The sequence below is a fragment of the Streptomyces sp. NPDC040718 genome (assembly GCF_055593565.1).
On the sequence record NZ_JBVIXO010000001.1, the window covers coordinates 1,030,163 to 1,056,356 of the forward strand.

Annotated in this window: 37 protein-coding genes; 2 read left to right on the plus strand and 35 right to left on the minus strand. The window is 68.4% G+C overall.

From position 1 onward, the window contains the following. The 4 genes from ACZ597_RS04755 to ACZ597_RS04770 all read right to left on the minus strand — a co-directional run bounded on the left by ACZ597_RS04755 (position 1) and on the right by ACZ597_RS04770 (position 3,957). A complete protein-coding gene (locus ACZ597_RS04755) occupies positions 1–372 on the minus strand; it encodes a holo-ACP synthase (RefSeq protein WP_471324917.1) in 372 nt (123 codons plus the stop codon). A gap of 66 nt (positions 373–438) precedes the next feature. Continuing rightward, a complete protein-coding gene (gene glmS / locus ACZ597_RS04760; protein WP_471324919.1) occupies positions 439–2,301 on the minus strand; it encodes a glutamine--fructose-6-phosphate transaminase (isomerizing) in 1,863 nt (620 codons plus the stop codon). A 121-nt stretch (positions 2,302–2,422) separates the two neighbouring features. Further along, positions 2,423–3,190, minus strand: a complete 768-nt coding sequence (locus tag ACZ597_RS04765; RefSeq protein WP_471324921.1) for a hypothetical protein — start codon at positions 3,188–3,190, stop codon at positions 2,423–2,425. Beyond that, positions 3,187–3,957, minus strand: coding sequence for a hypothetical protein (locus tag ACZ597_RS04770; protein ID WP_471324924.1), 771 nt, complete (start codon positions 3,955–3,957; stop codon positions 3,187–3,189). Before ACZ597_RS04770 ends, ACZ597_RS04765 begins: the two co-directional genes overlap by 4 nt. A gap of 243 nt (positions 3,958–4,200) precedes the next feature. Between ACZ597_RS04770 and coaA the strand changes: the two genes are divergently transcribed. Together coaA and ACZ597_RS04780 are read left to right on the plus strand one after the other, a co-directional pair. Next, a complete protein-coding gene (coaA, locus tag ACZ597_RS04775) occupies positions 4,201–5,220 on the plus strand; it encodes a type I pantothenate kinase (protein WP_471324928.1) in 1,020 nt (339 codons plus the stop codon). A gap of 16 nt (positions 5,221–5,236) precedes the next feature. After that, a complete protein-coding gene (locus ACZ597_RS04780; protein ID WP_471324930.1) occupies positions 5,237–6,205 on the plus strand; it encodes a DUF389 domain-containing protein in 969 nt (322 codons plus the stop codon). 8 nt (positions 6,206–6,213) lie between these two features. Here ACZ597_RS04780 and glmM read toward each other — a convergent pair whose 3' ends face one another. From glmM to rpsS, 31 genes are all read right to left on the minus strand, one after another. Beyond that, positions 6,214–7,572, minus strand: a complete 1,359-nt coding sequence (gene glmM, locus ACZ597_RS04785) for a phosphoglucosamine mutase (RefSeq protein ID WP_471324933.1) — start codon at positions 7,570–7,572, stop codon at positions 6,214–6,216. 136 nt (positions 7,573–7,708) lie between these two features. After that, positions 7,709–8,224, minus strand: a complete 516-nt coding sequence (rpsI, locus tag ACZ597_RS04790) for a 30S ribosomal protein S9 (RefSeq protein ID WP_045945298.1) — start codon at positions 8,222–8,224, stop codon at positions 7,709–7,711. A 42-nt stretch (positions 8,225–8,266) separates the two neighbouring features. Further along, positions 8,267–8,710 carry a 50S ribosomal protein L13 gene (rplM, locus tag ACZ597_RS04795; protein ID WP_362460589.1) on the minus strand — a complete coding sequence of 148 codons (444 nt, stop codon included), beginning with the start codon at positions 8,708–8,710 and terminating at the stop codon, positions 8,267–8,269. Between the two features lie 235 nt (positions 8,711–8,945). Then, positions 8,946–10,202 (minus strand): glycosyltransferase family 87 protein, encoded by a 1,257-nt coding sequence (locus ACZ597_RS04800; protein WP_471324935.1) that lies wholly within the window; start codon positions 10,200–10,202, stop codon positions 8,946–8,948. Between the two features lie 38 nt (positions 10,203–10,240). Beyond that, a complete protein-coding gene (locus ACZ597_RS04805) occupies positions 10,241–11,860 on the minus strand; it encodes an ABC-F family ATP-binding cassette domain-containing protein (RefSeq protein WP_471324938.1) in 1,620 nt (539 codons plus the stop codon). A 69-nt stretch (positions 11,861–11,929) separates the two neighbouring features. After that, positions 11,930–12,793 carry a tRNA pseudouridine(38-40) synthase TruA gene (truA, locus tag ACZ597_RS04810; protein WP_471324941.1) on the minus strand — a complete coding sequence of 288 codons (864 nt, stop codon included), beginning with the start codon at positions 12,791–12,793 and terminating at the stop codon, positions 11,930–11,932. A gap of 97 nt (positions 12,794–12,890) precedes the next feature. After that, positions 12,891–13,355 (minus strand): 50S ribosomal protein L17, encoded by a 465-nt coding sequence (gene rplQ / locus ACZ597_RS04815; protein ID WP_215023458.1) that lies wholly within the window; start codon positions 13,353–13,355, stop codon positions 12,891–12,893. A gap of 105 nt (positions 13,356–13,460) precedes the next feature. Continuing rightward, positions 13,461–14,483, minus strand: a complete 1,023-nt coding sequence (locus tag ACZ597_RS04820; protein WP_007265920.1) for a DNA-directed RNA polymerase subunit alpha — start codon at positions 14,481–14,483, stop codon at positions 13,461–13,463. 147 nt (positions 14,484–14,630) lie between these two features. Continuing rightward, positions 14,631–15,035, minus strand: a complete 405-nt coding sequence (gene rpsK / locus ACZ597_RS04825) for a 30S ribosomal protein S11 (protein ID WP_003956432.1) — start codon at positions 15,033–15,035, stop codon at positions 14,631–14,633. Positions 15,036–15,089: 54 nt separating this feature from the next. After that, on the minus strand, positions 15,090–15,470 hold the full coding sequence (gene rpsM, locus ACZ597_RS04830) for a 30S ribosomal protein S13 (protein ID WP_007265919.1): 381 nt from the start codon (positions 15,468–15,470) through the stop codon (positions 15,090–15,092). A gap of 199 nt (positions 15,471–15,669) precedes the next feature. Beyond that, on the minus strand, positions 15,670–15,783 hold the full coding sequence (gene rpmJ / locus ACZ597_RS04835; RefSeq protein ID WP_003956441.1) for a 50S ribosomal protein L36: 114 nt from the start codon (positions 15,781–15,783) through the stop codon (positions 15,670–15,672). A 73-nt stretch (positions 15,784–15,856) separates the two neighbouring features. Further along, on the minus strand, positions 15,857–16,078 hold the full coding sequence (gene infA / locus ACZ597_RS04840; protein WP_003956442.1) for a translation initiation factor IF-1: 222 nt from the start codon (positions 16,076–16,078) through the stop codon (positions 15,857–15,859). Positions 16,079–16,230: 152 nt separating this feature from the next. Beyond that, positions 16,231–17,082: a type I methionyl aminopeptidase gene (map, locus tag ACZ597_RS04845; RefSeq protein ID WP_471324944.1), complete on the minus strand. Its 852-nt coding sequence runs from the start codon at positions 17,080–17,082 to the stop codon at positions 16,231–16,233. Positions 17,083–17,183: 101 nt separating this feature from the next. Beyond that, positions 17,184–17,831 carry an adenylate kinase gene (locus ACZ597_RS04850; RefSeq protein ID WP_471324946.1) on the minus strand — a complete coding sequence of 216 codons (648 nt, stop codon included), beginning with the start codon at positions 17,829–17,831 and terminating at the stop codon, positions 17,184–17,186. Next, on the minus strand, positions 17,831–19,144 hold the full coding sequence (gene secY, locus ACZ597_RS04855) for a preprotein translocase subunit SecY (RefSeq protein WP_471324948.1): 1,314 nt from the start codon (positions 19,142–19,144) through the stop codon (positions 17,831–17,833). The genes ACZ597_RS04850 and secY overlap by 1 nt, the downstream gene beginning before the upstream one ends. A 188-nt stretch (positions 19,145–19,332) precedes the next feature. Beyond that, positions 19,333–19,788 carry a 50S ribosomal protein L15 gene (rplO, locus tag ACZ597_RS04860; protein WP_401247064.1) on the minus strand — a complete coding sequence of 152 codons (456 nt, stop codon included), beginning with the start codon at positions 19,786–19,788 and terminating at the stop codon, positions 19,333–19,335. Next, on the minus strand, positions 19,788–19,970 hold the full coding sequence (gene rpmD / locus ACZ597_RS04865) for a 50S ribosomal protein L30 (RefSeq protein WP_005313525.1): 183 nt from the start codon (positions 19,968–19,970) through the stop codon (positions 19,788–19,790). The genes rplO and rpmD overlap by 1 nt, the downstream gene beginning before the upstream one ends. Next, positions 19,970–20,572, minus strand: a complete 603-nt coding sequence (gene rpsE, locus ACZ597_RS04870) for a 30S ribosomal protein S5 (RefSeq protein WP_007265914.1) — start codon at positions 20,570–20,572, stop codon at positions 19,970–19,972. The genes rpmD and rpsE overlap by 1 nt, the downstream gene beginning before the upstream one ends. Before the next feature lie 45 nt (positions 20,573–20,617). Then, positions 20,618–21,001: a 50S ribosomal protein L18 gene (gene rplR / locus ACZ597_RS04875; protein ID WP_401247066.1), complete on the minus strand. Its 384-nt coding sequence runs from the start codon at positions 20,999–21,001 to the stop codon at positions 20,618–20,620. A 2-nt stretch (positions 21,002–21,003) separates the two neighbouring features. Next, the gene (rplF, locus tag ACZ597_RS04880) at positions 21,004–21,543 is read right to left on the minus strand and encodes a 50S ribosomal protein L6 (RefSeq protein ID WP_427708472.1); all 540 of its coding nucleotides are present in this window, start codon (positions 21,541–21,543) and stop codon (positions 21,004–21,006) included. Between the two features lie 20 nt (positions 21,544–21,563). After that, on the minus strand, positions 21,564–21,962 hold the full coding sequence (gene rpsH / locus ACZ597_RS04885) for a 30S ribosomal protein S8 (RefSeq protein WP_007265911.1): 399 nt from the start codon (positions 21,960–21,962) through the stop codon (positions 21,564–21,566). 224 nt (positions 21,963–22,186) lie between these two features. Further along, a complete protein-coding gene (locus ACZ597_RS04890) occupies positions 22,187–22,372 on the minus strand; it encodes a type Z 30S ribosomal protein S14 (RefSeq protein WP_003956452.1) in 186 nt (61 codons plus the stop codon). 5 nt (positions 22,373–22,377) lie between these two features. Beyond that, positions 22,378–22,929, minus strand: a complete 552-nt coding sequence (gene rplE, locus ACZ597_RS04895) for a 50S ribosomal protein L5 (protein ID WP_030298216.1) — start codon at positions 22,927–22,929, stop codon at positions 22,378–22,380. Next, positions 22,929–23,240, minus strand: coding sequence for a 50S ribosomal protein L24 (rplX, locus tag ACZ597_RS04900; RefSeq protein WP_388934833.1), 312 nt, complete (start codon positions 23,238–23,240; stop codon positions 22,929–22,931). The genes rplE and rplX overlap by 1 nt, the downstream gene beginning before the upstream one ends. A 2-nt stretch (positions 23,241–23,242) precedes the next feature. After that, a complete protein-coding gene (gene rplN / locus ACZ597_RS04905; protein ID WP_003956455.1) occupies positions 23,243–23,611 on the minus strand; it encodes a 50S ribosomal protein L14 in 369 nt (122 codons plus the stop codon). 129 nt (positions 23,612–23,740) lie between these two features. Then, on the minus strand, positions 23,741–24,022 hold the full coding sequence (rpsQ, locus tag ACZ597_RS04910) for a 30S ribosomal protein S17 (RefSeq protein WP_007265908.1): 282 nt from the start codon (positions 24,020–24,022) through the stop codon (positions 23,741–23,743). Then, positions 24,022–24,246 carry a 50S ribosomal protein L29 gene (rpmC, locus tag ACZ597_RS04915; RefSeq protein ID WP_007265907.1) on the minus strand — a complete coding sequence of 75 codons (225 nt, stop codon included), beginning with the start codon at positions 24,244–24,246 and terminating at the stop codon, positions 24,022–24,024. Before rpmC ends, rpsQ begins: the two co-directional genes overlap by 1 nt. After that, complete coding sequence (gene rplP, locus ACZ597_RS04920) at positions 24,246–24,665, minus strand: 50S ribosomal protein L16 (RefSeq protein WP_007265906.1); 420 nt, start codon at positions 24,663–24,665, stop codon at positions 24,246–24,248. The genes rpmC and rplP overlap by 1 nt, the downstream gene beginning before the upstream one ends. 5 nt (positions 24,666–24,670) lie before the next feature. Next, entirely contained in the window at positions 24,671–25,510 is an 840-nt protein-coding gene (gene rpsC / locus ACZ597_RS04925) for a 30S ribosomal protein S3 (RefSeq protein WP_007265905.1), read from the minus strand. Beyond that, positions 25,510–25,857, minus strand: coding sequence for a 50S ribosomal protein L22 (gene rplV, locus ACZ597_RS04930; protein ID WP_007265904.1), 348 nt, complete (start codon positions 25,855–25,857; stop codon positions 25,510–25,512). The genes rpsC and rplV overlap by 1 nt, the downstream gene beginning before the upstream one ends. A 43-nt stretch (positions 25,858–25,900) precedes the next feature. Then, positions 25,901–26,182, minus strand: coding sequence for a 30S ribosomal protein S19 (gene rpsS, locus ACZ597_RS04935; RefSeq protein WP_007265903.1), 282 nt, complete (start codon positions 26,180–26,182; stop codon positions 25,901–25,903). Positions 26,183–26,194 lie beyond the last annotated feature (12 nt).

Here is a 26,194-nt window from a genome sequence, read left to right on the forward strand (position 1 = left end):
CTAACCTTCGGCGATCACCACCGCCGACGCGACGCCGGCGTCATGGCTGAGCGAGATGTGCCAGGACTTCACCCCGAGCGCCCGCGCCCGCGCCTCGACCGTCCCGGACACCCGCAGCCGGGGCTGCCCGGTGTCCTCGACGTACACCTCGGCGTCGGTCCACAGCAGCCCGGCGGGCGCACCCAGGGCCTTGGCCAGGGCTTCCTTGGCCGCGAACCGGGCGGCGAGCGAGGCGGTACCGCGCCGCTCGCCGCTCGGCAGCGTCAACTCGGATTCGAGGAAGAGGCGCTGGGCCATCTGCGGCGTCCGCTCCAGTGCCGCGCCGAACCGCTCGATCTCGGCAACGTCAATCCCCACTCCGACAATCACCACACAACCCCAACCACTCCACGGCCACCACTGCGTCCCACGGTCGGCGACCCGCTCCGTTCGCTTCGCTCACTCCACGGTCACCGACTTCGCGAGATTACGCGGCTGGTCCACCTCGTTGCCCCGCGCGGTCGCCAGCTCGCACGCGAACACCTGGAGAGGCACCGTCGCCACCAGCGGCTGGAGCAGCGTCGGGGTCGCCGGGATCCGGATCAGGTGGTCGGCGTACGGGACCACGGCCTCGTCACCCTCCTCCGCGATCACGATGGTCCGCGCCCCGCGCGCCCGGATCTCCTGGATGTTCGAGACGATCTTGTCGTGCAGGACCGAACGCCCGCGCGGCGACGGCACGACGACCACCACCGGCAGGTCCTTCTCGATCAGCGCGATCGGCCCGTGCTTGAGCTCGCCCGCCGCGAAGCCCTCGGCGTGCATGTACGCCAGCTCCTTGAGCTTGAGCGCACCCTCCAGCGCCACCGGGTACCCGACGTGGCGGCCGAGGAAGAGGACGGTGTCCTTGTCGGCGAGGGAGCGCGCCAGGGCGCGTACCGGCTCCATCGTCTCCAGTACGGTGTCCACCGCCGCGGCGATGTCCGACAGCTCCCGGATCACCGCCCGGATCTCGTCGCCCCACTTCGTCCCCCGCACCTGCCCGAGGTACAGCGCGACGAGGTAGCAGGCGACCAGCTGCGTCAGGAACGCCTTCGTGGAGGCGACGGCCACCTCCGGACCGGCGTGCGTGTACAGCACGGCGTCCGATTCGCGGGGGATGGTCGAACCGTTCGTATTGCAGACGGCCAGCACCTTGGCACCCTGCTCGCGCGCGTGCCGCAGCGCCATCAGGGTGTCCATGGTCTCGCCGGACTGCGAGATCGCGATCACCAGCGTCCGCTGGTCGAGGATCGGATCGCGGTAGCGGAACTCGCTGGCCAGCTCCGTCTCGCACGGGATGCGGGTCCAGTGCTCGATGGCCAGCTTCGCGATCATGCCCGCGTGGTAGGCCGTACCGCAGGCCACGATCACGACCTTGTCGACCTCCCGGAGCACCGAGGCGGGAATGCGCACCTCGTCCAGGGTCAGCAGGCCGCTCGCGTCGATCCTGCCCAGCAGCGTGTCGGCGACGGCCTTCGGCTGCTCGGCGATCTCCTTGAGCATGAAGTAGTCATAGCCCCCCTTCTCGGCCGCCGAGGCGTCCCAGTCCACGTGGTACGCCCGCACGGTCGCGGGCGCACCGTCGAAGCCGGTCACCGTGACCCCGTCGCGGCGGAGTTCGACGACCTGGTCCTGCCCCAGCTCGATCGCGGACCGGGTGTGGGCGATGAACGCGGCCACGTCCGAGGCGAGGAAGTTCTCGCCCTCTCCAACGCCCACCACCAGGGGGGAGTTCCGGCGCGCGCCGACCACCACGTCCGGCTCGTCGGCGTGCACGGCGACCAGGGTGAACGCGCCCTCCAGCCGCCGGCACACCTGCCGCATCGCCTCCGCGAGGCCGCCTCCCCCGGCGCCGCCGACCGCCTCGAAGCGCTCGGCCAGCAGGTGCGCCACCACCTCGGTGTCCGTCTCGGACTCCAGCCGGTGTCCCCGCTCGGCGAGTTCGGCGCGCAGCTCGGCGAAGTTCTCGATGATGCCGTTGTGCACGACCGCCACCCGGCCGGAGTTGTCCAGGTGGGGGTGGGCGTTGACGTCGGTGGGCCCGCCGTGGGTCGCCCACCGGGTGTGCCCCAGGCCCGTGGAGCCGGCCGGCAGCGGCCGGGTGACCAGCTCCTTCTCCAGGTTGACGAGCTTTCCGGCCTTCTTGACGTTGGCGAGCACCCCGTCGGCGAGCACGGCGACCCCGGCCGAGTCGTAGCCGCGGTACTCCAGCCGCTTCAGTCCGGCGATGACCACATCGAGCGCAGACTGCGCCCCTACGTAACCCACAATTCCGCACATAGGCGGCAGCGTACGCCGTGGCCGCCCCTCTGCCCCGTACCCGAACAAGACGAAAACCCCGCCCCGGCGAATCCACCGGAGCGGGGTTGACGATGTTTTCGAATCCGTCGTTCGACGGCCCTCAGCCCAGCTTGCGCAGCTGCGCCTCGACCACCGGAGCCGCGAGCTCCGCCGCCCCGGAGGTCCGGCCGGCCACGAAGTTCGCGAGCGTGCCGCCCTTGCGCACCACCACGACCTCGGTGGTGCGGTGTTCGCCGTCGTGCTCGGCCTCCACCGTGTAGCCGACCGCCTCGTCACCGCCGTGCGCGGCGTGCGGGACGACCCGCGTCACCTTGACGGTCTCCCCGTTCGCCGTCGCGGAGTAGCCGGCCGTGCAGGCCTCGCCCGCTGCCCGCACCCCGGCGAAGTGCCCGCCGGCCGCGTTCTCCGCGTACGAGCCGAGGGTCACCACCGTCACGGTGGAGCTGGCGGCGTCCTGGGCGGCGGCCCGCTTCTGGCGTTCCGTGGCGTCCTGCGGCAGCGGCGCCGGTACGGCGACAACCGACGCCTTGGCCCACCCGGTCCGCCCGGTCGGCAGGAATCCGGTGGCCGCGTAGGCCAGCTCCCGGCACTCCGGCCGGTCCACGCTCACCAGGGCGCTGTCCGCCCCCTCGGGGCTGACCCTGTGGTCCGCCAGGTCCCCCTGCGCCACGATCAGCCGGGCCGGGGGCTCCTGCCCCTTGCCCTTCAACGCATGGCCGGCCGCGCCGGCGGGCAGTTCCGCCGGCACGATCTCCAGCACCATGCCCGGCCGGGCGGTCCCGCATCCGGTGGCCAGCAGGGCCAGCGTCAGACCGGAGACCGCCGAGGCGCCCAGTGCGGCCGCGCGCCGCGCGCGGACGCCTCTCATCCGAGTCTCTTGAGCTGGGCCTCCATGACCGCCTTCGGCGGCTGGGCGGCCTCACCGGTCACGCTCAGGCCGTCGAAGGTGACCAGCGTGCTGCCCTTGCGGACGATCACGAACTGCATGCTGCCCTTCTGACCGCCCTTGAGGTCCACCACCAGCTGGAACGCCAGCGACTCGTCGCCGCCCGCGACGGGGGCGGAGGGCAGGACCTTCTCGACCTTGACGGTCCTGGCCCCGTCGATGGACTGGTACCCGCCCGCGCACTGCGCGCTCGCGGTCTTCAGCGTCTTGAACGCCTCCTCGGCGCCCTTGGCGTCGTAGGAGCCGAGGTCGACCGAGGTCCCCGACACGCCCGCGCTGTCCTTGAGCGCGTCGATCTGCTCCTCCAGGGTCGCCCCCGCACCCACCGGCTTCGGCTTCTCCATGACCGAGACCATCGCCGTGCCCGAGGGGGCGCCGATCGGGACGGCACCCTGGAGCTGGACCAGCGCCTTGCACGCGGGCTTGTCGGAGTCGACCTCGCGCGCCGGGTCGTCCTTCGGGGTGTCCGGCACGACCTTGTACTGCGGCAGGTCCGCCTGGGTCACCAGCAGCGGGGTCAGCTCGGCGGCCGACTTCCCCGTGCGGGCGGACGCGGACGCACCCGTCTTCGCGTCGGCCGCGGCGCCGCCCTTCGCGTCGGCGTCGCCCGATCCGCAGGCCGTCGCGAGCAGGCTCAGCGACACCGCGGACGCGGCCAGGACAGCACGACGGACATGATTCGTACCCACGAAGACTTCCCCCCAGGAAAAGCAGAACAGCGCCGGGACGCTGGTCGACGTCGCGGCGATATTCAATGTACGACTCATTCGATCACCTGATCGGCGTTCCCGGCGCAAGGGCCGAATCGTGATGCGCACGAGACCGCTCGGGCCTCCGATCGATACGTACTCGTGCACAACCCGCCGGGGCCCCGCCCGCCACGTGACCGACCCCACCACCCACGAGCGCCCCGCAGCCCCGACAATGGCGGTGTGATCACCTCGCCGACGCGTTGTACGCCGGACCGCGCAACGGAGCGCCCCGGTCCCCGCCGGGCCCAGGACCCGTCTCCGTACGTCGACCTCACCCGGGCCGAGTGGAGCGCCCTGCGCGAGCGGACCCCGCTGCCTCTGACCGCCGAGGAGGTGGAGCGGCTGCGGGGCCTGGGCGACGTCATCGACCTCGACGAGGTGCGGGACGTGTACCTGCCGCTCTCCCGCCTGCTGAACCTGTACGTCGGCGCCACCAGCAACCTCCGCGGGACCCTGAACACCTTCCTCGGCGACGCCGGCAACGGCCACGGCGCCCAGCAGGGCACCCCCTTCGTCATAGGCGTCGCCGGCTCCGTCGCCGTCGGCAAGTCCACCGTGGCCCGTCTGCTCCAGGCGCTCCTGGCCCGCTGGCCCGAGCACCCCCGCGTCGAGCTGGTCACCACGGACGGCTTCCTGTACCCGATGAAGGAGCTCCAGCGCCGCGGCCTGACCTCCCGCAAGGGCTTCCCGGAGTCCTACGACCGCCGGGCGCTGACCCGCTTCGTCGCCGACATCAAGGCGGGCAAGGACGAGGTCAAGGCCCCGGTCTACTCGCACCTGATCTACGACATCGTGCCGGGCGAGCAGCTCGTCGTGCGCCGCCCGGACATCCTCATCGTCGAGGGCCTCAACGTCCTGCAGCCCGCGCTGCCCGGCAAGGACGGCCGTACCCGCGTCGGCCTCGCCGACTACTTCGACTTCAGCGTGTACGTGGACGCGCGCGCCGAGGACATCGAGCGCTGGTACCTCAACCGGTTCCGGAAGCTGCGCGAGACCGCGTTCCAGAACCCGTTCTCCTACTTCCGCAGGTACACCCAGGTCTCCGAGGAGGAGGCCCTGGAGTACGCGCAGACGATGTGGCGGACCATCAACAAGCCCAACCTGCTGGAGAACGTGGCCCCCACCCGCGGCCGCGCCACCCTCGTCGTGCGCAAGGGACCCGACCACAAGGTGCAGAAGCTGAGCCTGCGCAAGCTGTAGTGGCTATGGTGCGGCCATGCTGCACCTGAGGATGATCTCCCCGCACCACCTCACCGAGCGGGTGGTGGAGCTGATCGGGCAGACCGTCGGCACCACCCATCTGGTCGTACTGGAGGGCGCCGCCCGCGATCCCGAGGGCGACCTGGTGCTGTGCGACGTGGCGCGCGAGTCCGCCGACGAGCTGCTCCAGGAGATGCGCTCCCTCGGACTCGGCCGGACCGGGTCCATCGCGGTCGAGAACATCGACCTCTCCATCTCCACGCGTGCCGACGAGGCGGAGGAGGAGGCCCCGGGCGAGGCCGCGGACGCGGTGATCTGGGAGCAGCTCGCCGAGTCCACGCACGAGGAGTCGACCCTCACGATCACCTACAGCGCCTTCATGATCGTCGCCACGATGATCGCGGCCTGCGGTGTGGTCCTGGACAACGCGATCCTGATCGTCGGCGCGATGGCCGTCGGCCCCGAGTTCGGGCCGCTCGCAGGGATCTGCACGGGGCTGGTGCAGCGCGCCCCGAAGGCGGCGTGGCGCTCGCTGATCGCACTGCTGGTCGGCTTCGCCGCCGCGATCGTGGCGACGACCGTGTTCAGCCTGGCCATGGACGCGCTCGGCCTGTTCCATCCGGGGATGCTCGACAGGCCGCGGCCCAACACCAGCTTCATCTGGCAGCCCGACCCGTTCTCCTTCGTCGTCGCGGTGCTCGCCGGCGTGGCCGGGATGCTGTCGCTGACGTCGGCGAAGTCGGGGGCGCTGGTGGGGGTGGCGATCTCCGTGACCACCGTCCCGGCCGGCGCGAACGCGGCCGTGGCGCTGAGCTACGGGGAGTTCGGCCAGATGTGGGGCTCGGCGGAGCAGCTGCTGCTGAACCTGCTCGGCATCATCGTCTCCGGCTCGCTGACCCTCATCGGCTGGAAACTCCTGTGGCGCACCCAGCACGCGCGGATGATCCGCCGACCGGGTGCGCCACGAGGGAGCGGGGGCGCCTGAGGCCCTGTCTAGCCGAGCGCCGACTTCACGGCGTCCGCGAGCCGCCCGGCGACCGTGCGGGCCTGCTCGATGTCGGCGGCCTCCACCATCACGCGGACGAGGGGCTCGGTGCCGGACGGGCGCAGCAGCACCCGGCCGGTGGAGCCCAGCTCGCGCTCGGCGTCGGCGACGGCCGCGGCCAGCTCGCCCGAGGTGGCGACGCGGGACTTGTCGACGTCCGGGACGTTGATCAGGATCTGCGGCAGCCGCTGCATGACCCCGGCGAGGTCGGCCAGCGTGCGCCCGGTGGCCGCGACGCGCGCCGCCAGCATCAGGCCGGTCAGGGTGCCGTCGCCGGTCGTCGCGTGGTCGAGGATGATCACGTGGCCGGACTGCTCGCCGCCCAGGGCGTAGCCGTGCTCCTTCATCGACTCCAGCACGTACCGGTCGCCGACGCCGGTCTGCACGACCTGGATGCCCTCGGCCTCCATGGCGAGCTTGAAGCCCAGGTTGGACATCACGGTGCCGACCACGGTGTTCCCGCGCAGCTGCCCGGCCTCGCGCATGGCCAGCGCCAGGACCGCGAGGATCTGGTCGCCGTCGACCTCGGCCCCGGAGCCGTCCACCGCCAGGCAGCGGTCCGCGTCGCCGTCGTGCGCGATGCCGAAGGCGGCGCCGTGCTCGACCACGGCCTGCTTCAGCAGGCCCAGGTGGGTGGAGCCGCAGCCGTCGTTGATGTTCAGGCCGTCGGGCTCGGCGCCGATCGTGACGACCTCCGCGCCGGCCCGGGTGAAGGCCTCGGGCGAGACGAACGCGGCCGCGCCGTGGGCCTCGTCCAGGACGACCTTCAGGCCGTCGAGGCGGTTGGGGAGCACCCCGATGAGGTGCGCGACGTACTTGTCGAAGCCCTCGTCGTAGTCGGAGACGCGGCCGACGCCGGAGCCGGTCGGACGCTGCCAGGGCGCGCCCGTGCGGTGCTCCTCGTACACGGACTCGATGCGGTCCTCCAGCTCGTCGGCGAGCTTGTGACCGCCGCGCGCGAAGAACTTGATGCCGTTGTCGGGCATGGCGTTGTGGCTCGCGGAGAGCATCACGCCGAGGTCGGCACCCAGCGCACCGGTGAGATACGCCACCGCCGGGGTGGGCAGCACACCGACGCGCAGGACGTCCACGCCGGCGCTGGCGAGGCCGGCGACGACCGCCGCCTCCAGGAACTCGCCCGACGCGCGGGGGTCGCGGCCGACCACCGCGGTGGGCCGGTGGCCCTCGAAGGTGCCCGCCTCGGCCAGTACATGTGCGGCCGCCACGGAGAGGCCGAGCGCGAGCTCAGCCGTCAGATCCGCGTTGGCGACGCCTCGTACACCGTCCGTCCCGAAGAGTCGTCCCACTGTTGTCCTCCCGAGTTCAAGCTTCGCTTGGTGACCGCTAGTGACAGTTGTTTGCCGCTTTTGGCGGTAAACGAACCGCCCCGACAGCACAGAGAGTGCTGCCGGGGCGGTTTCGTTGCTGAACAGCAGGCGCAGATTAACGCTTGCTGTACTGCGGAGCCTTACGGGCCTTCTTGAGACCGGCCTTCTTGCGCTCGACCGCACGGTCGTCGCGGGAGAGGAAGCCGGCCTTCTTCAGCGCCGGGCGGTTGTTGTCCACGTCCGCCTCGTTCAGCGCGCGGGCCACGCCGAGGCGCAGGGCGCCGGCCTGACCGGAGACGCCGCCACCCGAGATGCGGGCGATGACGTCGTAGCGGCCGTCAAGCTCGAGGAGCTTGAAGGGCTCGTTGACTTCCTGCTGGTGCACCTTGTTGGGGAAGTAGTCCTCAAGGGTGCGACCGTTGATCTTCCACTTGCCGGTGCCCGGAACGATCCGGACGCGGGCGATGGCGTTCTTGCGACGACCCAGGCCGGCGGCCGGCTGGGGGTCACCGAAGCGACCGGCAAGCGACTCGGAGGTGTAGTCGCCCTCGACGACGACGTCCGACTCGGTGGTGTACTCCTCGACGCCCTCGAACTCGTCGACGGGGGTCTCGGCGGTGGTCTCGGCCACGATGCTCCTCAGAATTCTCTACGTCTTAGGGGGTGGCCGGAACTACTGCGCGACCTGGGTGATCTCGAACGGCACCGGCTGCTGGGCAGCGTGCGGGTGCTGGTCGCCCGAGTAGACCTTCAGCTTCGAGAGCATCTGACGGCCCAGGGTGTTCTTGGGGAGCATGCCCTTGACGGCCTTCTCGACGGCCTTCTCCGGGTTGTTCGCCAGGAGGTCGTCGTAGCGCACCGAACGCAGACCGCCCGGGAAACCGGAGTGGCGGTACGCCATCTTCTGGGAAGCCTTGTTGCCGGACAGGTGAACCTTGTCGGCGTTGATGATGATGACGAAGTCGCCCATGTCCATGTGGGGGGCGTAGGTCGGCTTGTGCTTGCCCTTGAGGAGGGCAGCGGCCTGGGTCGCCAGACGGCCGAGGACGACGTCCTGGGCGTCGATGACGAGCCACTGGCGCGAGATGTCGCCGGGCTTGGGGCTGTACGTACGCACGCGTATGCCTTCGCTTCTTCAGTGGTGGGTCATCCCATAGGGCGCGAGCCCCGCGGGAAGGGTCCTGACAGGGTCACCACGGACGATCACGACAGCCCTCGTTCACATCAGGGACGCAACCCGTGTGAACCGCTGGTCATCGGTCCGGTGGACCGGCGTAAGGCCCTTTCACGTGAGAATGAGAAAGCCAATACGCATAACAAACCAGCAGGATACCCAAGCAGACCCGTACGGGTCAAAACGCGGTCCGCGATGCCGATTCTGCTGGCGTCGCGGCGCACTCCGGTTCGGTCCTGGGTGGGGACCCCGCAGTTGTTACGGGTTCCAGAGTAACCCGACCGGAGACCAGTGCACGACGCACCAGCAGACCCGCCAGCCCGCAGAGGGTGGCGCAGTCCTTGAACGCACGCCGTTTGCGGGCCAGCTCGTCCGGCCACGGAACCAGCGCCATCTGGGGCGTCAGGGCCAGCCAGAACCAGGGCGAGCGGGGCATCGACCCCGGCCGCACCCCCGAGGCCAGCAGCAGCGGCAGCACCACCAGCAGGTAGTGGTCGAAGGAGGGCCGGGAGACCAGAAATGCGGCGAGCATCACCATGCAGGCCGTCTCCACGAGCCGCAGCTCCCCCCCGTCACCCTCCGGGTCCGGCCGGCGCCAGCGCGTCCACGCCGCCCACAGCCCGGCCCCCGCCCCCGCGAAGGCCACCGCCACCGCCACCGGCTGGGGCACCCCCAGCCGCGGCAGCACCGCGATCGGCGAGGCGTCCCAGGGCAGCGCGTAGGAGTCCTGCCCCTGGAAGAGGAACGGCAGCGTCTTGGTGAAGAACAGCGACGGGCTCGGCATCACCAGCGCCCCCGCCAGCGACATCCCCAGCGGCACCAGCACCGCCACCGCCAGCCCCCGCCACCGCCGGGCCAGCAGGAACAGCAGCCCGATCGGCACGAGCATCGGCTTGCAGGCGATCGCCAGCCCCACCACCAGGCCGGCCGCCCCCCACCGCCCCCGGTGCGCGAGCAGCAGCGCGCCGGGCAGCGCGGCCGCCGAGACCGCCGTCCAGTTCCCGATCAGCACCAGGTTCACGTACGGCTTGTGGGCCAGGGCCAGCACCGCGAACCCGCCCACCGCCAGCCGCGAGCACAGCGGCACCGAGAACAGCTTCAGCGCGGCCAGCCAGCCCGCGCCCAGCAGCCCCGACATCCCGGCCGGAAGCAGCCAGCGCAGCACCTCACGCGGCAGCAACGCCTCGGGCACCGCCATCAGCACCGCGCTGGGCAGGTACAGGAACCGCTTGTCCTCGTACGGCGAGCCGCCGTCCAGCAGCGTCCGCGCGGCCTTCACCACGAAGGCGTTGTCGGAGCCCCAGTTCGCCCGCAGGCTCGTGGAGACGGCGATGAACAGCAGGATCCCGGCGGAGACCACCCGCCACGGCCGCGGGGCCGGCCCGAGCAGCCACGCGGTCACCCGGCCCGCCGTGGACGGCTGCCGCCACCGCATGAGCCAGATGCTCGGCCGCAGCCCCACGGCACTCCCCCTCAGCGCTTGCGCTCGACCCTGCGTTCGTCCCAGACGGGCTCCTGAGTTTCCCTCACGACACCGTCCGAACCGAAGACCAGATAACGGTCGAAGGTCCGCGCGAACCAGCGGTCGTGCGTCACGCACAGCACCGTGCCCTCGTACGACTCCAGGCCGTCCTGGAGGGCCTCCGCCGACTCCAGGTCGAGGTTGTCCGTCGGCTCGTCCAGCAGCAGCGCCGTCGTCCCCGCCAGCTCCAGCAGCAGGATCTGGAAACGCGCCTGCTGGCCGCCCGAGAGCTTCTCGAACTTCTGCTCGCCCTGCCGCTCCAGCTCGTAGCGGCGCAGCACCGCCATGGCCGGGCCCAGCGGCTTCGCCGCCTCCGTCCACAGGATGTCGACCAGCGTGCGCCCGAACAGCTCCGGATGGGCGTGGGTCTGCGCGAAATGGCCGGGAAGCACCCGTGCTCCCAGCTTCCAGGCCCCGGTGTGCTTGACGTCCTCGCCCGCCAGCAGCCGCAGGAAGTGCGACTTGCCGGAGCCGTTCGAGCCGAGCACCGCGACCCGCTCGCCGTAGAAGACCTCCAGCGAGAAGGGCTTCATCAGCCCCGTCAGCTCCAGGTTCTCCACGGTCAGCGCGCGGACGCCCGTCCGGCCGCCCTTGAGCCGCATCTTGATCTCCTGCTCCCGCGGCGGCTCGGGCGGCGGGCCGGCCTCCTCGAACTTCTGGAAGCGGGTCTGCATCGCGCGGTACCGCGAAGCCATGTCCGGGCTGCTCGCGGCCTGGTTGCGCAGCCGCAGGACCAGCGCCTTCAGCCGGGCGTGCTCCTCGTCCCAGCGGCGCTTGAGCTCCTCGAAGCGGGCGAAGCGCTCCTTGCGGGCCTCGTGGTACGTGTCGAAGCCCGCGCCGTGCACCCAGACGTCCGTACCGGTCGGGCTCGGCTCCAGGCTGATGATCTTCTCGGCGGCCCGGGACAGCAGCTCCCGGTCGTGCGACACGAAGAGCACCGTCTTGCGGGTGGCCTTCAGCTGCTCCTCCAGCCACCGCTTGCCCGGGACGTCGAGGTAGTTGTCCGGCTCGTCGAGCAGCAGCACCTCGTCCGGCCCGCGCAGCAGCGCCTCCAGCACCAGCCGCTTCTGCTCACCGCCCGACAGCGTGCGCACCTCTCGGTACTGGGCCCGGTCGAACGGGATGTCCAGCGCGGCCGTGGTGCACACGTCCCACAGGGTCTCCGCCTCGTAGCCCTGTACGTCGGCCCAGTCGCTCAGCGCCTGCGCGTACGCCATCTGCGCGGCCTCGTCGTCGACCGTCAGGATCAGGTGCTCGGCCTGGTCCACGGCCTTCGCCGCGTCCCGGATCCGCGGCTGCGCCACCGAGACCAGCAGGTCCCGCACGGTCGTCTCGTCCCGGACCGAGCCCACGAACTGCGACATCACGCCCAGGCCGCCGCTGATGGCGACCCCGCCGCCGTGCGGCTGGAGCTCGCCCGAGATCAGCTTCAGCAGGGTGGTCTTGCCGGCGCCGTTGGCCCCCACCAGGGCCACCACCGACCCCTCCCCCACGCGGAAGGAGACGTCGGGGAGCAGGACCCGCCCGTCGGGAAGGTAGTACTCCAGGTGGCTGGCTTCGAGATGTCCCATGCGGGGCATTGTCCCGGTCCGGCGGTGATCCGCCCAAACGGTTTGCGGCGGCCCGGCGGGGCGGAGGGCTCAGCAGCCCCCGCAGCCGCCGCCCGCCCCGGGCAGCGTGCGCATGTTCCGCGCCTCCTTGCTGCGGGCGGCCAGCAGCTCGTCCGCCGGGTAGCCGACCTCCTCCAGCGTCAGCCCGTGCGGCTTGACCACGTGCACCGAGGAGTCCCGTACGGCGGCGGCCAGCACCTGCCCGGGCCACTCGACCGGCCGGTGCCCGTCACCGACGTGCAGCAGGGCCCCCACCAGCGAGCGGACCATGTTGTGGCAGAACGCGTCCGCGCGGACCGTCGCCGTGATGACGCCGTCCTCCCCGCGCTCCCAGCTGAGCTGCTGGAGCGTACGGATGGTCGTGGCGCCCTCGCGCTTCTTGCAGTAGGCGGCGAAGTCGTGCTCGCCGACCAGCGCGGCGGCGGCCTGGTTCATGGCGTCCACGTCCAGCGGCCACTGGTGCCACAGCACGTGCCCGCGGCGCAGCGGGTCCACGCCCGCCTGGTGGTCGCCGACGCGGTACGCGTAGCGGCGCCAGATGGCGGAGAACCGCGCGTTGAAGCCCTCGGGGGCCTCGGCGGCCTTCCACACCCGTACGTCGTGCGGCAGTCGGCCCGCGAGGCGGCGCAGCAGCTTGTCGTGGTGCTCGGCCCACACCTCCTCGGCCAGGTCGAACTGCGCGACCTGCCCGCGCGCGTGCACCCCGGCGTCGGTGCGGCCGGCGACGGTCAGCTCGACCGGCTCCTTGAGCCGCATCACGGTCTGCAGTGCGCTCTCCAGCTCGCCCTGGACGGTCCGCAGCGTGCGCTGCTTCGCCCAGCCGGAGAAGTCCTTGCCGTCGTAGCTCAGGTCCAGCCGTACCCGGACGCGCCCGGGCTCCACCTCGTCACTCACGTGACCGATCCTCTCAGAAGCTCACATATGCAGAACGGGCCCGCCCCCGGAAGGGGCGGGCCCGTTCAGAGCCTTTTCAGCGTGATCCCGGGAGGGATCAGGCCTCCTTGGTCTCCTCGGCGGCGGGAGCCTCGGCGGCCTCCGCCTCCTTCACGGCGCGCTTGGTGGCGGCCTCGGCCTCACCGGTGGCCTGCTGGGCCACGGTCAGGGCCTCGACCAGCTCGATCACGGCCATCGGGGCGTTGTCGCCACGACGGTTGCCGATCTTGGTGATGCGCGTGTAACCACCGGGGCGGTTCTCGTAGCGCGGGGCGATCTCGGTGAAGAGCGTGTGCACGATGCTCTTGTCCGTGATCGTCTGCAGCACCAGGCGACGGTTGTGGATGTCGCCCTTCTTGGCCTTGGTGACCAGACGCTCGGCGTAGGGACGCAGGCGGCGGGCCTTGGCCTCGGTGGTGGTGATGCGGCCGTGCTCGAAGAGCGCCTTCGCGAGGTTCGCGAGGAGGTGCTTCTCGTGCGCGGCGGAGCCGCCCAGGCGGGCACCCTTTGCGGGACGCGGCATTGTTACTCCTTCAAATCTGCACCGGCCGTGTCAGGTACCGGTGTCAGTTCCCTCAGGCGGTCGCGAGAGGGTGGGTGCGGGGGGCGCGAGCCCCCCGCAAGCTTTCTAGTACTGCTCGGTCTCGACGAAACCGGCGTCCGCGTCGTCGTCGGCGCCGAAGGCGTCGGCGGCGGCGGTCGGGTCGAATCCGGGCGGGCTGTCCTTGAGGGCCAGGCCCATGCCGGCCAGCTTCGCCTTGACCTCGTCGATCGACTTCGCACCGAAGTTGCGGATGTCGAGCAGGTCGGCCTCGGAGCGGGCGACGAGCTCACCCACGGAGTGGATGCCCTCGCGCTTGAGGCAGTTGTACGACCGAACGGTGAGCTCCAGCTCCTCGATCGGCAGCGCCAGGTCGGCGGCCAGGGCGGCGTCCGTCGGGGACGGGCCCATGTCGATGCCCTCGGCGTCGATGTTGAGCTCGCGGGCCAGACCGAACAGCTCGACCAGGGTCTTGCCGGCGGACGCCATGGCGTCGCGCGGGCGCATGGCCTGCTTGGTCTCGACGTCGACGATCAGCTTGTCGAAGTCGGTGCGCTGCTCGACTCGGGTCGCCTCGACCTTGTAGGTGACCTTGAGGACCGGGCTGTAGATGGAGTCGACCGGGATACGGCCGATCTCCTGGCCCAGCTGCTTGTTCTGGACGGCGGAGACGTAGCCGCGACCGCGCTCGACGGTCAGCTCCATCTCCAGCTTGCCCTTGCCGTTGAGCGTGGCGAGGACCAGGTCCGGGTTGTGCACCTCGACACCGGCCGGGGGCGCGATGTCGGCAGCGGTGACCAGGCCGGGACCCTGCTTGCGCAGGTACATCACGACCGGCTCGTCGTGCTCCGAGGAGACGACCAGCTGCTTGATGTTGAGGATGATGTCCGTGACGTCTTCCTTGACGCCCGGCACGGTGGTGAACTCGTGCAGGACGCCGTCCACGCGGATGCTGGTGACAGCGGCACCCGGGATGGAGGACAGGAGGGTACGGCGCAGGGAGTTGCCGAGGGTGTAGCCGAAGCCCGGCTCCAGCGGCTCGATCACGAACCGCGAGCGGTACTCGTCGACGACCTCTTCGGTCAGCGAAGGACGCTGAGCGATAAGCATGTCTGTTCCTTCAGTCGTGGACGCCCACTATTTGACGCCCGACGGGTGCGGCCCGGAGGCCGCGGACTTACAAGGGTACGGGCGGTACGTCCCCCGAAGGGTTCGTACCGCCCGGACACTCAAGAACGCACAGGTGCGTCCGCTGCGTCAGACGCGGCGGCGCTTCGGCGGGCGGCAGCCGTTGTGCGGGGTGGGGGTGACGTCCTGGATCGAGCCGACCTCGAGGCCGGTGGCCTGGAGGGAGCGGATCGCGGTCTCGCGGCCGGAGCCGGGACCCTTGACGAAGACGTCAACCTTGCGCATGCCGTGCTCCTGCGCGCGGCGGGCGGCCGACTCGGCGGCCATCTGCGCGGCGAAGGGGGTGGACTTGCGCGAGCCCTTGAAGCCGACGTGGCCGGCGGAGGCCCAGGAGATCACGTTGCCGGACGGGTCCGTGATCGAAACGATGGTGTTGTTGAACGTGCTCTTGATGTGGGCGTGCCCGTGAGCGACGTTCTTCTTTTCCTTGCGGCGCACCTTCTTGGCAGCGCCCTGACGACCCTTGGGGGGCATCTCTTACTCCTACGGGAGGTGGTCGGTCCTACAGCGCAAGACCGCTGAACAGGACTACTTCTTGCCCGGCTTCTTCTTACCGGCGATCGCGCGACGCGGGCCCTTGCGGGTACGCGCGTTCGTGCTGGTGCGCTGACCGTGCACCGGCAGGCCACGACGGTGGCGGATGCCCTGGTAGCACTGGATCTCGATCTTGCGGCGGATGTCGCCCTGGATCTCGCGGCGGAGGTCACCCTCGGTACGGAGGTTGGCGTCCACGTACTCGCGGATCTTGACGAGGTCCTCTTCGGCCAGGTCACGAACGCGGGTGTTCGGGTTCACGCCGGTGGAGGCGAGGATCTCCTTGGACCGGGTGCGCCCGATACCGAAGACGTAGGTGAGTGCGATCTCCACACGCTTTTCGCGCGGGATGTCAACACCGGAAACGCGTGCCATTCAATGGCTCCTGTGTGTTCGGGGGTCTGCAACAGAACCGCTCCCGACCGCCGACCACCCGAATGGGCGGTGGTACGTCCGGGTCCCCGGCCCCCGCCGGAGGTGCCGCCGGCCCCTTCTCAGGGCTGGGCGGGTTCTGCTTATGTACGTTTTCTTACGTCGCGCGAAGAACTGCGTAGTGCAGGTCGGTCGGCGTGCGTCAGCCCTGGCGCTGCTTGTGGCGCAGGTTGTCGCAGATGACCATGACCCGACCGTGACGGCGGATCACCTTGCACTTGTCGCAGATCTTCTTGACGCTCGGCTTGACCTTCATGTTGGTGAGGTTCTCCGGGTCAGTGCCACCACCCGCACCGGGACGGACGCCCAGGCAGGAGTGAGGACAAGATCTACTTGTATCGGTAGACGATCCGGCCACGCGTCAGGTCGTACGGAGACAGCTCCACAACGACCCGGTCATCGGGAAGGATGCGGATGTAGTGCATACGCATCTTGCCGCTGATGTGCGCGAGGACCTTGTGACCGTTCTGGAGTTCCACCTTGAACATGGCGTTCGGGAGGGACTCGATCACGGTGCCCTCGATCTCGATGGCACCTTGCTTCTTGGCCACGCTTCGCCTTTCGAATCGGCTACCTTGATCGGCACCGTGCCCCCCATGCAGGGCATGGAAATGCACGTGAGCCGACGAGTCAGTCTACGTCAGGGCACCCAGAAAGACGAATCCGGAAAGTTTGCCCATGAGTCTAGATCATTAACCGGGGGCTAGCCGAGGGGGTCCGGGGCCGTGGTGACCCCGTACTCCGCCAGCTTCGCCTTGCCGCAGTCCGGGCTGGTCAGGACGATCGGGCCGGCCTCCGTCAGGGCGACCGAGTGCTCCCAGTGCGAGGACCAGGTGCCGTCCGTGGTGATGACCGTCCAGTCGTCCGCCAGGACCTCCGTCTGGGCGGTGCCCAGGGAGACCATCGGCTCGATCGCCAGGCACAGGCCCGGGACCAGCTTGATGCCCTTGCCCCGCTTGCGCGAGACGTAGTTCAGCAGGTGCGGGTCCATGTGCATCTCGGAGCCGATGCCGTGGCCGCCGTAGTCCTCGATGATCCCGAACTTGCCGAGGCTGTGCTCACCCGTCGACGGCCGCGGCTGGCGCTTGATGTAGCCCTCGATCGCCTTCGAGATGTCCACCAGGCGGTTGCCGAGCTTCATGGCCGCGATGCCGGCCCACATCGACTCCTCGGTGACCCGGGAGAGCTCGATCAGCTCCGGAGCGTGACCGGTGCCCACGAAGGCCGTGTACGCCGCGTCGCCGTGCCAGCCGTCCACGATCGCGCCGGCGTCGATGGAGATGACGTCGCCGTCCTTCAGGACCGTCTTGTCGTCCGGGATGCCGTGGACGACGACCTCGTTGACCGAGGTGCAGATGGTCGCGGGGAAGCCGCCGTACCCGAGGAAGTTCGACTTCGCACCGGCGTCGGCGATCACCTTCCGGGCCACCATGTCCAGGTCCCGCGTCGTGGAGCCCGGCACGGCCGCCTCACGGGTCGCCGCGTGGATCGCGGCGACGACCAGCCCTGCCTCCCGCATCTTCGCGATCTGCTCGGGGGTCTTCAGCTGAACCATTGAAACTGGGCCTTCCACCTTCGAAAACGGGTCTTCCCAACAGTACGGCCGCGATGCCCGAAGGACACCGCGGCCGTACTGTCGGTCACGAACTGGAGTGACTACTTCTTCAGGGCGTCCATCGCCCGCTTGGTGATCTCGTGCACCTCGCCGAGGGCGGAGATGGTCACCAGCAGACCCTGGGCCTTGTAGTAGTCGATGATCGGCTCGGTCTGCGTGTGGTAGACCTCCAGCCGGTTGCGGACCGTGGCCTCGGAGTCGTCGTCGCGCTGGTAGAGCTCGCCCTCGCACTTGTCGCAGACGCCCTCGACCTTCGGCGCCGCGTAGATCACGTGGAAGACGTGCGAGGAGTCCTTGCGGCAGATGCGCCGGCCGGCGATCCGCTTCACGACCTCGTCCTCCTCGACCTCCAGGTCGAGGATGGCGTCGAGCTTCATGCCCGCTTCCTTGAGCATGGCGTCGAGCGCCTCGGCCTGGGCCACGTTGCGCGGGAAGCCGTCGAGCAGGAACCCGCCCTTGGCGTCCGGCTGCTCCATCCGGTCCTTGGCCATACCGATGGTGATCTCGTCCGGGACGAGCTCACCGGCGTCCATGAACGCCTTCGCGCGACGGCCCAGCTCGGTGTTCTGGCTGATGTTGGCGCGGAAGAGGTCGCCCGTGGAGATGTGCGGGATCGACAGGTTCTTGGCAAGGAACGCGGCCTGCGTTCCCTTGCCCGCACCGGGAGGCCCGACGAGGACGATTCGCATCAGCGGAGGAACCCTTCGTAGTTGCGCTGCTGGAGCTGGCTCTCGATCTGCTTCACGGTTTCCAGACCCACACCCACGATGATGAGGATGCTCGTCCCGCCGAACGGGAAGTTCTGGTTCGCTCCGAAGCCGGCCAACGCCATTGTCGGCACAAGAGCGATCAGACCCAGGTACAGCGACCCCGGCCAAGTGATCCGGTTGAGTACGTAGCTCAGGTACTCGGCGGTAGGCCGGCCGGCGCGGATGCCCGGGATGAACCCACCATACTTCTTCATGTTGTCCGCAACTTCCTCGGGGTTGAACGAGATCGCCACGTAGAAGAACGCGAAGAAGACGATCAGGAGGAAGTAGGCGGCGATGTAGTACGGGTGGTCGCCCTTGACGAAGTGCTTCTGGATCCAGGTCGCCCAGCCGGCCGTCGAGCCGCTGAACTGCACGATCAGCGCCGGGATGTACAGCAGCGACGAGGCGAAGATGACCGGGATGACACCGGCCTGGTTCACCTTGAGCGGGATGTAGGTGGACGTACCGCCGTAGGCACGGCGGCCGATCATGCGCTTCGCGTACTGGACCGGGATCCGGCGCTGCGCCTGTTCGACGAAGACCACCAGGGCCACCATCGCGAGGCCCACCAGGATGACGACGGCGAACTCCACCCAGCCATCAGCGATCTTGCCCTGGAGCTTGATGGTCCACAGGGCGCCGACGAAGCCGGCCGCGATCGAGATGAACATCAGGATGGACATGCCGTTGCCGATGCCGCGGTCGGTGATGAGCTCACCGAGCCACATGACGACACAGGTACCGGCGGTCATGGTGAGCACCATGACGATGGTGGTGAAGATCGACTGGTTCGGGACGATCTCGCGAGCGACCGGGCAGCTGCCGAACAGGGCGCCGGTACGCGCGGTGGCGACCAGGCCGGTGCCCTGCAGGATCGCGAGCGCGACCGTCAGATAGCGCGTGTACTGGGTGATCTTCGCCGTGCCGGACTGGCCCTCTTTCTTGAGGTTCTCCAGCTTCGGGATGACCACGGTCAGCAGCTGCAGGATGATGCTCGCCGTGATGTACGGCATGATGCCGAGCGCGAAGATCGTGATCTGCAGCAGCGCACCGCCGCTGAACATGTTGACGAGACCGAAGAGGCTGTTACTGCTGCCCATCGACTCGACACAGATCTGAACGTTCTTGTAGCTCACGCCGGGTACCGGGATGTGGGACCCGAGCCGATACAGCACGATGATGCCGAGCGTGAAGAGCAGCTTCTTGCGCAGGTCGGGCGTCTTGAACGCCCGGGCGAACGCGGTGAGCACGGTGCCTCCTGCGACCCCCGCGCTACTGCGTCAGAGGTGACGGTCTGAGGGATCGACGAATACGTACAAGCAAAGGTGCACGCCACCTTACCGGCGAGTGTGCCCCCCGTGGAACGACCAACCGGGGATGCCCCTTATGTGAGGCATCCCCGGTCGGGTTTCTAGCTATTTGTCACAAGAGTTTCGTCTTAGACGAGCTCGGTGACGGTGCCGCCGGCGGCGGCAATCTTCTCCTTGGCGGAGGCGGAGACGGCGTCAACCGAAACCGTCAGCGCCACGGAGATCTCGCCCTGGCCCAGGACCTTGACGAGGCTGTTCTTGCGAACCGCGCCCTTGGCGACCAGGTCGGCCACCGTGACCTCTCCACCCTCGGGGTAGAGGGCACCGAGCTTGTCCAGGTTGACAACCTGGAACTCGGTGCGGAACGGGTTCTTGAAGCCCTTCAGCTTCGGCAGGCGCATGTGGAGGGGCATCTGCCCGCCCTCGAAGCGCTGCGGAACCTGGTAGCGGGCCTTCGTGCCCTTGGTACCACGACCAGCCGTCTTACCCTTCGACGCCTCACCGCGACCCACACGGGTCTTCGCGGTCTTGGCACCGGGGGCGGGACGGAGGTTGTGGGCCTTCAGCGGGTTGGTCTCAGCCATTAGTCAACCTCCTCAACCGTCACGAGGTGGCGGACGGTGTGCACCATGCCGCGGAACTCGGGGCGGTCCTCCTTGACGACCACGTCGTTCAGGCGCTTGAGCCCGAGCGAACGGAGGGTGTCGCGGTGGTTCTGCTTGCTGCCGATGTACGACTTCGTCTGCGTGATCTTGAGGCGGGCCATCAGACACCCGCCCCAGCGCGCGCACGAAGCAGAGCCGCGGGGGCGACGTCCTCGAGCGGCAGACCACGGCGAGCCGCGATCTCCTCGGGACGCTGCAGGCCCTTCAGGGCCTCCACGGTCGCGTGCACGATGTTGATCGCGTTGTCGGAGCCGAGCGACTTCGACAGGATGTCGTGAACGCCGGCGCACTCCAGAACGGCGCGCACCGGGCCACCGGCGATAACACCGGTACCGGGGGAAGCAGGCTTCAGCAGGACAACGCCGGCCGCCTTCTCGCCCTGGATCGGGTGCGGGATGGTGCCCTGGATGCGGGGAACCTTGAAGAAGTTCTTCTTGGCTTCCTCGACGCCCTTGGCGATGGCCGCGGGAACTTCCTTGGCCTTGCCGTAACCGACACCTACGGTGCCGTCACCGTCACCCACCACGACGAGCGCGGTGAAGCTGAAGCGACGACCACCCTTGACAACCTTGGCGACACGGTTGATCGCGACAACGCGCTCAACGTAAGCGGTCTTCTCGGCGGCAGCGCCACCGTCGCGACCCTTCCGGTCCCGCCGCTCGCCGCCACCGGCACCGCTGCCGCGGCGCTGGGGTCCAGCCATTGGATTACCTCTCTCTGTTACGTCCGTGAGTCCCGGAACCGGGGCTTAGAACTTCAGCCCGGCTTCGCGGGCGGCGTCAGCCAGAGCGGCAATGCGCCCGGCGTATCGGTTGCCACCGCGGTCGAACACGACGGTCTCGACACCCGCGGCCTTGGCACGCTCGGCGACGAGCGCGCCGACGGCCTGGGCCTGAGTGCTCTTGTCGCCTTCGCCACCGCGGATCGAAGCGTCCAGGGTCGACGCCGACGCAAGGGTGTGACCCTTGAGGTCGTCGATGACCTGAGCAACGATGTTGCGGTTGGAACGCGTCACGACGAGGCGCGGACGCTCCGCCGTACCCGAGACGTTCTTGCGGATGCGGATGTGGCGGCGAGCCTTGGCAGCGCGCTTGTACGCGTCGCCCTTGGCGATCTTCACACCGTATGCCATGGCTACTTACCAGCCTTTCCGACCTTGCGGCGGATGACCTCGCCGGCGTACTTGACACCCTTGGCCTTGTACGGGTCGGGCTTCCGCAGCTTGCGGATGTTGGCGGCGACCTCGCCGACCTTCTGCTTGTCGATGCCCTCGACCGAGAACTTGGTCGGGGACTCGACCTTGAACGAGATGCCGTCGGGCGCCGTGACCAGGATCGGGTGGCTGTAGCCGAGCTGGAACTCCAGGTCGGAGCCCTTCGCGGCCACGCGGTAACCGACACCGCTGATCTCGAGGGCCTTGGCGTATCCCTGGGTCACGCCGGTGATCATGTTCGCCACCAGCGTGCGGGACAGGCCGTGCAGGGCCTTGTTCTGACGCTCGTCGTTCGGACGGGTGACGTTCAGAACGCCGTCCTCACCCTTGACGATCTCGATCGGCGCGGCGACGGTGTGCGAAAGGAGACCCTTGGGGCCCTTCACCGCAACCGTGCGGCCATCGATGGTGACGTCCACACCGGCGGGAACCTGGATGGGGAGCTTGCCGATTCGCGACATTGCTTTTCCTCCGTTCCCGACTACCAGACGTAGGCGAGGACTTCCCCACCTACGCCCTTCTTGCCTGCCTGCTGTCCGGTCAGGAGACCGTGCGACGTGGAGATGATCGCCACGCCCAGGCCACCGAGGACCTTCGGCAGGTTGGTGGACTTCGCGTACACGCGCAGACCGGGCTTCGAGATCCGCTTGATGCCCGCGATGGAGCGCTCACGGTTCGGCCCGAACTTCAGCTCGAGGACGAGGTTCTTGCCGACCTCGGCGTCCTCGACCTTCCAGCCGGTGATGAAACCCTCCTGCTTGAGGATCTCCGCGATGTGCGACTTGATCTTGCTGTGCGGCATCACGACGGTGTCGTGGTACGCCGAGTTAGCGTTACGCAGACGAGTGAGCATGTCTGCGATCGGGTCAGTCATGGTCATGAAGTGGCCTTCGGCCTCTCTCGCCGGGGTTTCCTGTATGCGCCATCCCTCTCCCCGCTCAGAGGCGGGACGGGTGCGGTGCGGGGACCTACGGCGTAGTAAGTCGTTATGGGCGGCGGACGCCCAACCACACAAGCCTAAGGCATGCGCGGCCGGGCATCCGCCGACCAGATGCTTACCGAGAGTCTCTGGAACTTCCCCAAGTCCTTACGGACTGGGAGGAGTTACCAGGAGCTCTTGGTCACGCCCGGCAGCTCGCCACGGTGAGCCATCTCACGAAGGCAGACGCGGCACAGGCCGAACTTGCGGTACACGGAGTGGGGGCGACCGCAGCGCTGGCAGCGGGTGTACGCACGCACACCGAACTTGGGCTTGCGGGCAGCCTTCGCGATGAGAGCCTTCTTCGCCATCTCGCTTACGCCTCCTTGAAGGGGAAGCCGAGGTGACGAAGGAGCGCGCGGCCCTCGTCGTCGTTGGTCGCCGTGGTGACCACGGTGATGTCCATACCCCGGGTACGGTCGATCTTGTCCTGGTCGATCTCGTGGAACATGACCTGCTCCGTGAGACCGAAGGTGTAGTTGCCACGGCCGTCGAACTGCTTCGGCGACAGACCGCGGAAGTCACGGATACGCGGCAGCGCGAGCGACAGCGTACGGTCCAGGAACTCCCACATGCGGTCACCACGGAGGGTGACGTGGCAGCCGATCGGCTGACCCTCGCGCAGCTTGAACTGCGCGATGGACTTGCGGGCCTTCGTGACGGCCGGCTTCTGACCGGTGATCGTCGTCAGGTCGCGGATGGCACCGTCGATCAGCTTCGAGTCACGGGCGGCGTCGCCGACACCCATGTTCACGACGATCTTGACGAGGCCGGGGATCTGCATGACGTTCTCGTAGGAGAACTCCTCACGCAGCTTGCCCGCGATGTCCTCGCGGTACTTCGTCTTCAGACGCGGAGTGGTAGCCATCAGATGTCCTCACCCGTGCGCTTGGCAACGCGGATCTTGTTGCCCTCGTCGTCGAAGCGGAAACCGACGCGGGTGACGACCTTCTTGCCGTCCTTCTCCACAACCAGCTGAACGTTGCTGACGTGGACCGGGGCCTCGGTGATCACGATGCCACCGGCCTGGTTCTGGCCAGCCTTGGTGTGCTTCTTGACCCGGTTGACACCCTCGACCAGGACGCGGTTCTCGCTGGGCATGGCCGCGATGACCTTGCCCTGCTTGCCCTTGTCCTTACCGGTGATGACCTGGACCAGGTCGCCCTTCTTGATCTTCATGCTTACAGCACCTCCGGCGCGAGCGAGATGATCTTCATGAACTTCTTCTCGCGCAGCTCACGGCCCACGGGGCCGAAGATACGGGTGCCGCGAGGGTCGCCGTCGTTCTTCAGAATGACGGCGGCGTTCTCGTCGAAGCGGATGTACGAGCCGTCCTGGCGGCGGCGCTCCTTGACGGTGCGAACGATGACCGCCTTGACGACGTCACCCTTCTTCACGTTGCCACCGGGGATCGCATCCTTGACGGTGGCGACGATGACGTCACCGATGCCCGCGTAGCGGCGACCGGAGCCACCGAGAACACGGATGCAAAGGATCTCCTTGGCACCAGTGTTGTCGGCGACACGCAGTCGCGACTCCTGCTGGATCACGTCTATCTCCTGTTTGTCTGCCGGTTCCCGGCCGGGGCTTCAGAGAAGCCCCGGCCGAGCCTGGCGGAACGAACCCGAAGGGTTACCCCTTCAAGCTGTGGATATTGGATTCCGCTTGCGCGAAATTCCTTACTTGGCCTTCTCGAGGATCTCGACGATGCGCCAGCGCTTCGTCGCCGACAGCGGACGCGTCTCCATGATGAGGACGCGGTCGCCGACGCCGGCAGCGTTCTGCTCGTCGTGCGCCTTGAGCTTGTTCGTACGGCGGATGACCTTGCCGTACAGCGCGTGCTTCACGCGGTCCTCGACGGCGACGACGACGGTCTTGTCCATCTTGTCGCTGACGACCAGACCCTCACGGGTCTTGCGGAAACCGCGCTCGGTCTTCTCAGTCACGTTGTTCTCGCTCATCAGGCGTTCTCCACCGTCTCGATACCGAGCTCACGCTCGTGCATCAGGGTGTAGATGCGAGCGATGTCCTTACGGACGGACTTGAGCCGGCCGTTGTTCTCCAGCTGGCCGGTGGCCGCCTGGAAACGGAGCTTGAACAGCTCCTCCTTGGCCTCGCGCAGCTTGGCAACGAGCTCCTCGTTGCCGAGCTCGCGGAGCTCGGACGCCTTGGTTCCCGTCGCCATCACGACTCACCTGCCTCGCGCTTGACGATGCGGCACTTCATCGGCAGCTTGTGGGCCGCACGAGTCAGAGCCTCACGCGCAATCTTTTCGTTCGGGTAGGACAGCTCGAACATGACCCGGCCCGGGTGCACGTTCGCGATCCACCACTCGGGAGAACCCTTACCGGAACCCATGCGGGTCTCGGCCGGCTTCTTCGTCAGCGGACGGTCCGGGTAGATGTTGATCCAGACCTTGCCACCACGCTTGATGTGGCGGGTCATCGCGATACGAGCCGCCTCGATCTGGCGGTTCGTCACGTAGGCGGGGGTGAGCGCCTGGATGCCGTACTCGCCGAACGAGACCTCAGTACCGCCCTTGGCCATACCGCTGCGCTTCGGGTGGTGCTGCTTGCGGTGCTTGACCCTACGAGGGATCAGCATGTCGGTCAGGCCTCCGTTCCGGTGCTCTCGGCCGGAGCGGCGGCGGGGGCGTCGGCCTTGGGGGCCTCGGCACCAGCAGCCTGCTGCGGCTTGCGGCCACCACGGCCGCCGCGCTCGCCACCACGGCCACCACGGCCGGCGGGACGGTCGCCAGCGCCGGCACCACGGGCCGGGCGGTTACCCGCACGGGCCGCAGCGTTCTCGGCGCGAACCTCGGCGATGTTCTTGACGTCGCCCTTGTAGATCCAGACCTTCACGCCGATACGGCCGAAGGTGGTCTTGGCCTCGAAGAAGCCGTAGTCCACGTTCGCGCGCAGCGTGTGCAGCGGCACACGACCCTCGCGGTAGAACTCGGAGCGGGACATCTCGGCGCCGCCGAGACGGCCGCCACACTGGATCTTGATGCCCTTGGCGCCGGCCTTCATGGTGCCCTGCATGCTCTTGCGCATGGCACGACGGAAGGAGACGCGGGAGGAGAGCTGCTCGGCAACGGCCTGGGCAACGAGCTGAGCGTCGAGCTCGGGGTTCTTGACCTCGAGGATGTTCAGCTGGACCTGCTTGCCCGTGAGCTTCTCGAGGTCACCGCGGATGCGGTCGGCCTCGGCGCCACGGCGGCCGATGACGATGCCGGGACGGGCGGTGTGGATGTCCACACGCACGCGGTCACGGGTGCGCTCGATCTCAACCTTCGAGATGCCGGCGCGCTCCATGCCGGACGTCATCATCCGACGGATGGCGACGTCTTCCTTGACGTAGTCCTTGTACAGCTTGTCGGCGTACCAACGCGACTTGAAGTCGGTGGTGATGCCGAGTCGGAACCCGTGCGGGTTTACCTTCTGGCCCATTACCGGGAACCTTCCTTGCTGCTGACGACCACGGTGATGTGGCTGGTCCGCTTGCGGATCCGGTAGGCACGGCCCTGGGCACGCGGACGGAACCGCTTCAGGGTCGGGCCCTCGTCCACGTACGCCTCGCTGATGACCAGCGTGGAGGCGTCCGGGTGGTTGTAGTTGTGCGCGGCGTTGGCAATGGCGCTGTCAAGCACCTTGCCGACCGGCACGCTCGCGGCCTGCGGGGCGAAACGCAGGACCGCCTGAGCCTCCGTGGCATCCATGCCACGGATGAGGTCCACCACTCGGCGGGCCTTCATGGGCGTGACGCGGATGTACCGCGCCTGGGCCCTGGCTTCCATGGTTGTCCCTTCGGTGTTAGTCATAGTCGTAACCACCCCGCGATTAGCGGCGCTTCGACTTCCGGTCGTCCTTGACGTGGCCGCGGAAGGTGCGAGTCGGCGAGAACTCGCCGAGCTTGTGGCCGACCATCGACTCGGTGACGAACACCGGGACGTGGGTCTTGCCGTTGTGCACCGCGATCGTGTGACCCAGCATGCTGGGGATGATCATCGAGCGACGGGACCAGGTCTTGATGACGTTCTTGGTGCCGGCTTCGTTCTGGGCGTCCACCTTCTTTACGAGGTGGTCGTCGACGAAGGGCCCCTTCTTGAGACTGCGCGGCATCTAAACCCGCTC

Bases quoted from the DNA above. Each gene is read 5' to 3' on its own strand.
- ACZ597_RS04890 (WP_003956452.1), bottom strand. From the start codon at position 22,372: ATGGCGAAGAAGGCTCTCATCGCGAAGGCTGCCCGCAAGCCCAAGTTC.
- rpsQ (WP_007265908.1), bottom strand. From the start codon at position 24,022: ATGAGCGAGAACAACGTGACTGAGAAGACCGAGCGCGGTTTCCGCAAG.
- rpsK (WP_003956432.1), bottom strand. From the start codon at position 15,035: ATGCCCCCCAAGGGTCGTCAGGGCGCTGCCAAGAAGGTGCGCCGCAAG.
- ACZ597_RS04780 (WP_471324930.1), top strand. From the start codon at position 5,237: ATGCTGCACCTGAGGATGATCTCCCCGCACCACCTCACCGAGCGGGTG.
- rpmC (WP_007265907.1), bottom strand. From the start codon at position 24,246: ATGGCGACGGGAACCAAGGCGTCCGAGCTCCGCGAGCTCGGCAACGAG.
- rplE (WP_030298216.1), bottom strand. From the start codon at position 22,929: ATGGCTACCACTCCGCGTCTGAAGACGAAGTACCGCGAGGACATCGCG.
- rplP (WP_007265906.1), bottom strand. From the start codon at position 24,665: ATGCTGATCCCTCGTAGGGTCAAGCACCGCAAGCAGCACCACCCGAAG.
- rplQ (WP_215023458.1), bottom strand. From the start codon at position 13,355: ATGCCGCGTCCCGCAAAGGGTGCCCGCCTGGGCGGCTCCGCCGCGCAC.
- rplF (WP_427708472.1), bottom strand. From the start codon at position 21,543: ATGTCGCGAATCGGCAAGCTCCCCATCCAGGTTCCCGCCGGTGTGGAC.
- ACZ597_RS04800 (WP_471324935.1), bottom strand. From the start codon at position 10,202: ATGCGGTGGCGGCAGCCGTCCACGGCGGGCCGGGTGACCGCGTGGCTG.
- rpmD (WP_005313525.1), bottom strand. From the start codon at position 19,970: ATGGCCCGCCTCAAGATCACGCAGACGAAGTCGTACATCGGCAGCAAG.
- rpmJ (WP_003956441.1), bottom strand. From the start codon at position 15,783: ATGAAGGTCAAGCCGAGCGTCAAGAAGATCTGCGACAAGTGCAAGGTG.
- ACZ597_RS04805 (WP_471324938.1), bottom strand. From the start codon at position 11,860: ATGGGACATCTCGAAGCCAGCCACCTGGAGTACTACCTTCCCGACGGG.
- rpsM (WP_007265919.1), bottom strand. From the start codon at position 15,470: ATGGCACGCGTTTCCGGTGTTGACATCCCGCGCGAAAAGCGTGTGGAG.
- rpsE (WP_007265914.1), bottom strand. From the start codon at position 20,572: ATGGCTGGACCCCAGCGCCGCGGCAGCGGTGCCGGTGGCGGCGAGCGG.
- glmS (WP_471324919.1), bottom strand. From the start codon at position 2,301: ATGTGCGGAATTGTGGGTTACGTAGGGGCGCAGTCTGCGCTCGATGTG.
- ACZ597_RS04820 (WP_007265920.1), bottom strand. From the start codon at position 14,483: ATGCTTATCGCTCAGCGTCCTTCGCTGACCGAAGAGGTCGTCGACGAG.
- ACZ597_RS04850 (WP_471324946.1), bottom strand. From the start codon at position 17,831: ATGCGAATCGTCCTCGTCGGGCCTCCCGGTGCGGGCAAGGGAACGCAG.
- rplX (WP_388934833.1), bottom strand. From the start codon at position 23,240: ATGAAGATCAAGAAGGGCGACCTGGTCCAGGTCATCACCGGTAAGGAC.
- rplR (WP_401247066.1), bottom strand. From the start codon at position 21,001: ATGGCATACGGTGTGAAGATCGCCAAGGGCGACGCGTACAAGCGCGCT.
- rpsS (WP_007265903.1), bottom strand. From the start codon at position 26,182: ATGCCGCGCAGTCTCAAGAAGGGGCCCTTCGTCGACGACCACCTCGTA.
- rpsC (WP_007265905.1), bottom strand. From the start codon at position 25,510: ATGGGCCAGAAGGTAAACCCGCACGGGTTCCGACTCGGCATCACCACC.
- rplV (WP_007265904.1), bottom strand. From the start codon at position 25,857: ATGGAAGCCAGGGCCCAGGCGCGGTACATCCGCGTCACGCCCATGAAG.
- rpsH (WP_007265911.1), bottom strand. From the start codon at position 21,962: ATGACCATGACTGACCCGATCGCAGACATGCTCACTCGTCTGCGTAAC.
- map (WP_471324944.1), bottom strand. From the start codon at position 17,082: ATGGTTCAGCTGAAGACCCCCGAGCAGATCGCGAAGATGCGGGAGGCA.
- rplO (WP_401247064.1), bottom strand. From the start codon at position 19,788: ATGGCTGAGACCAACCCGCTGAAGGCCCACAACCTCCGTCCCGCCCCC.
- ACZ597_RS04765 (WP_471324921.1), bottom strand. From the start codon at position 3,190: ATGAGAGGCGTCCGCGCGCGGCGCGCGGCCGCACTGGGCGCCTCGGCG.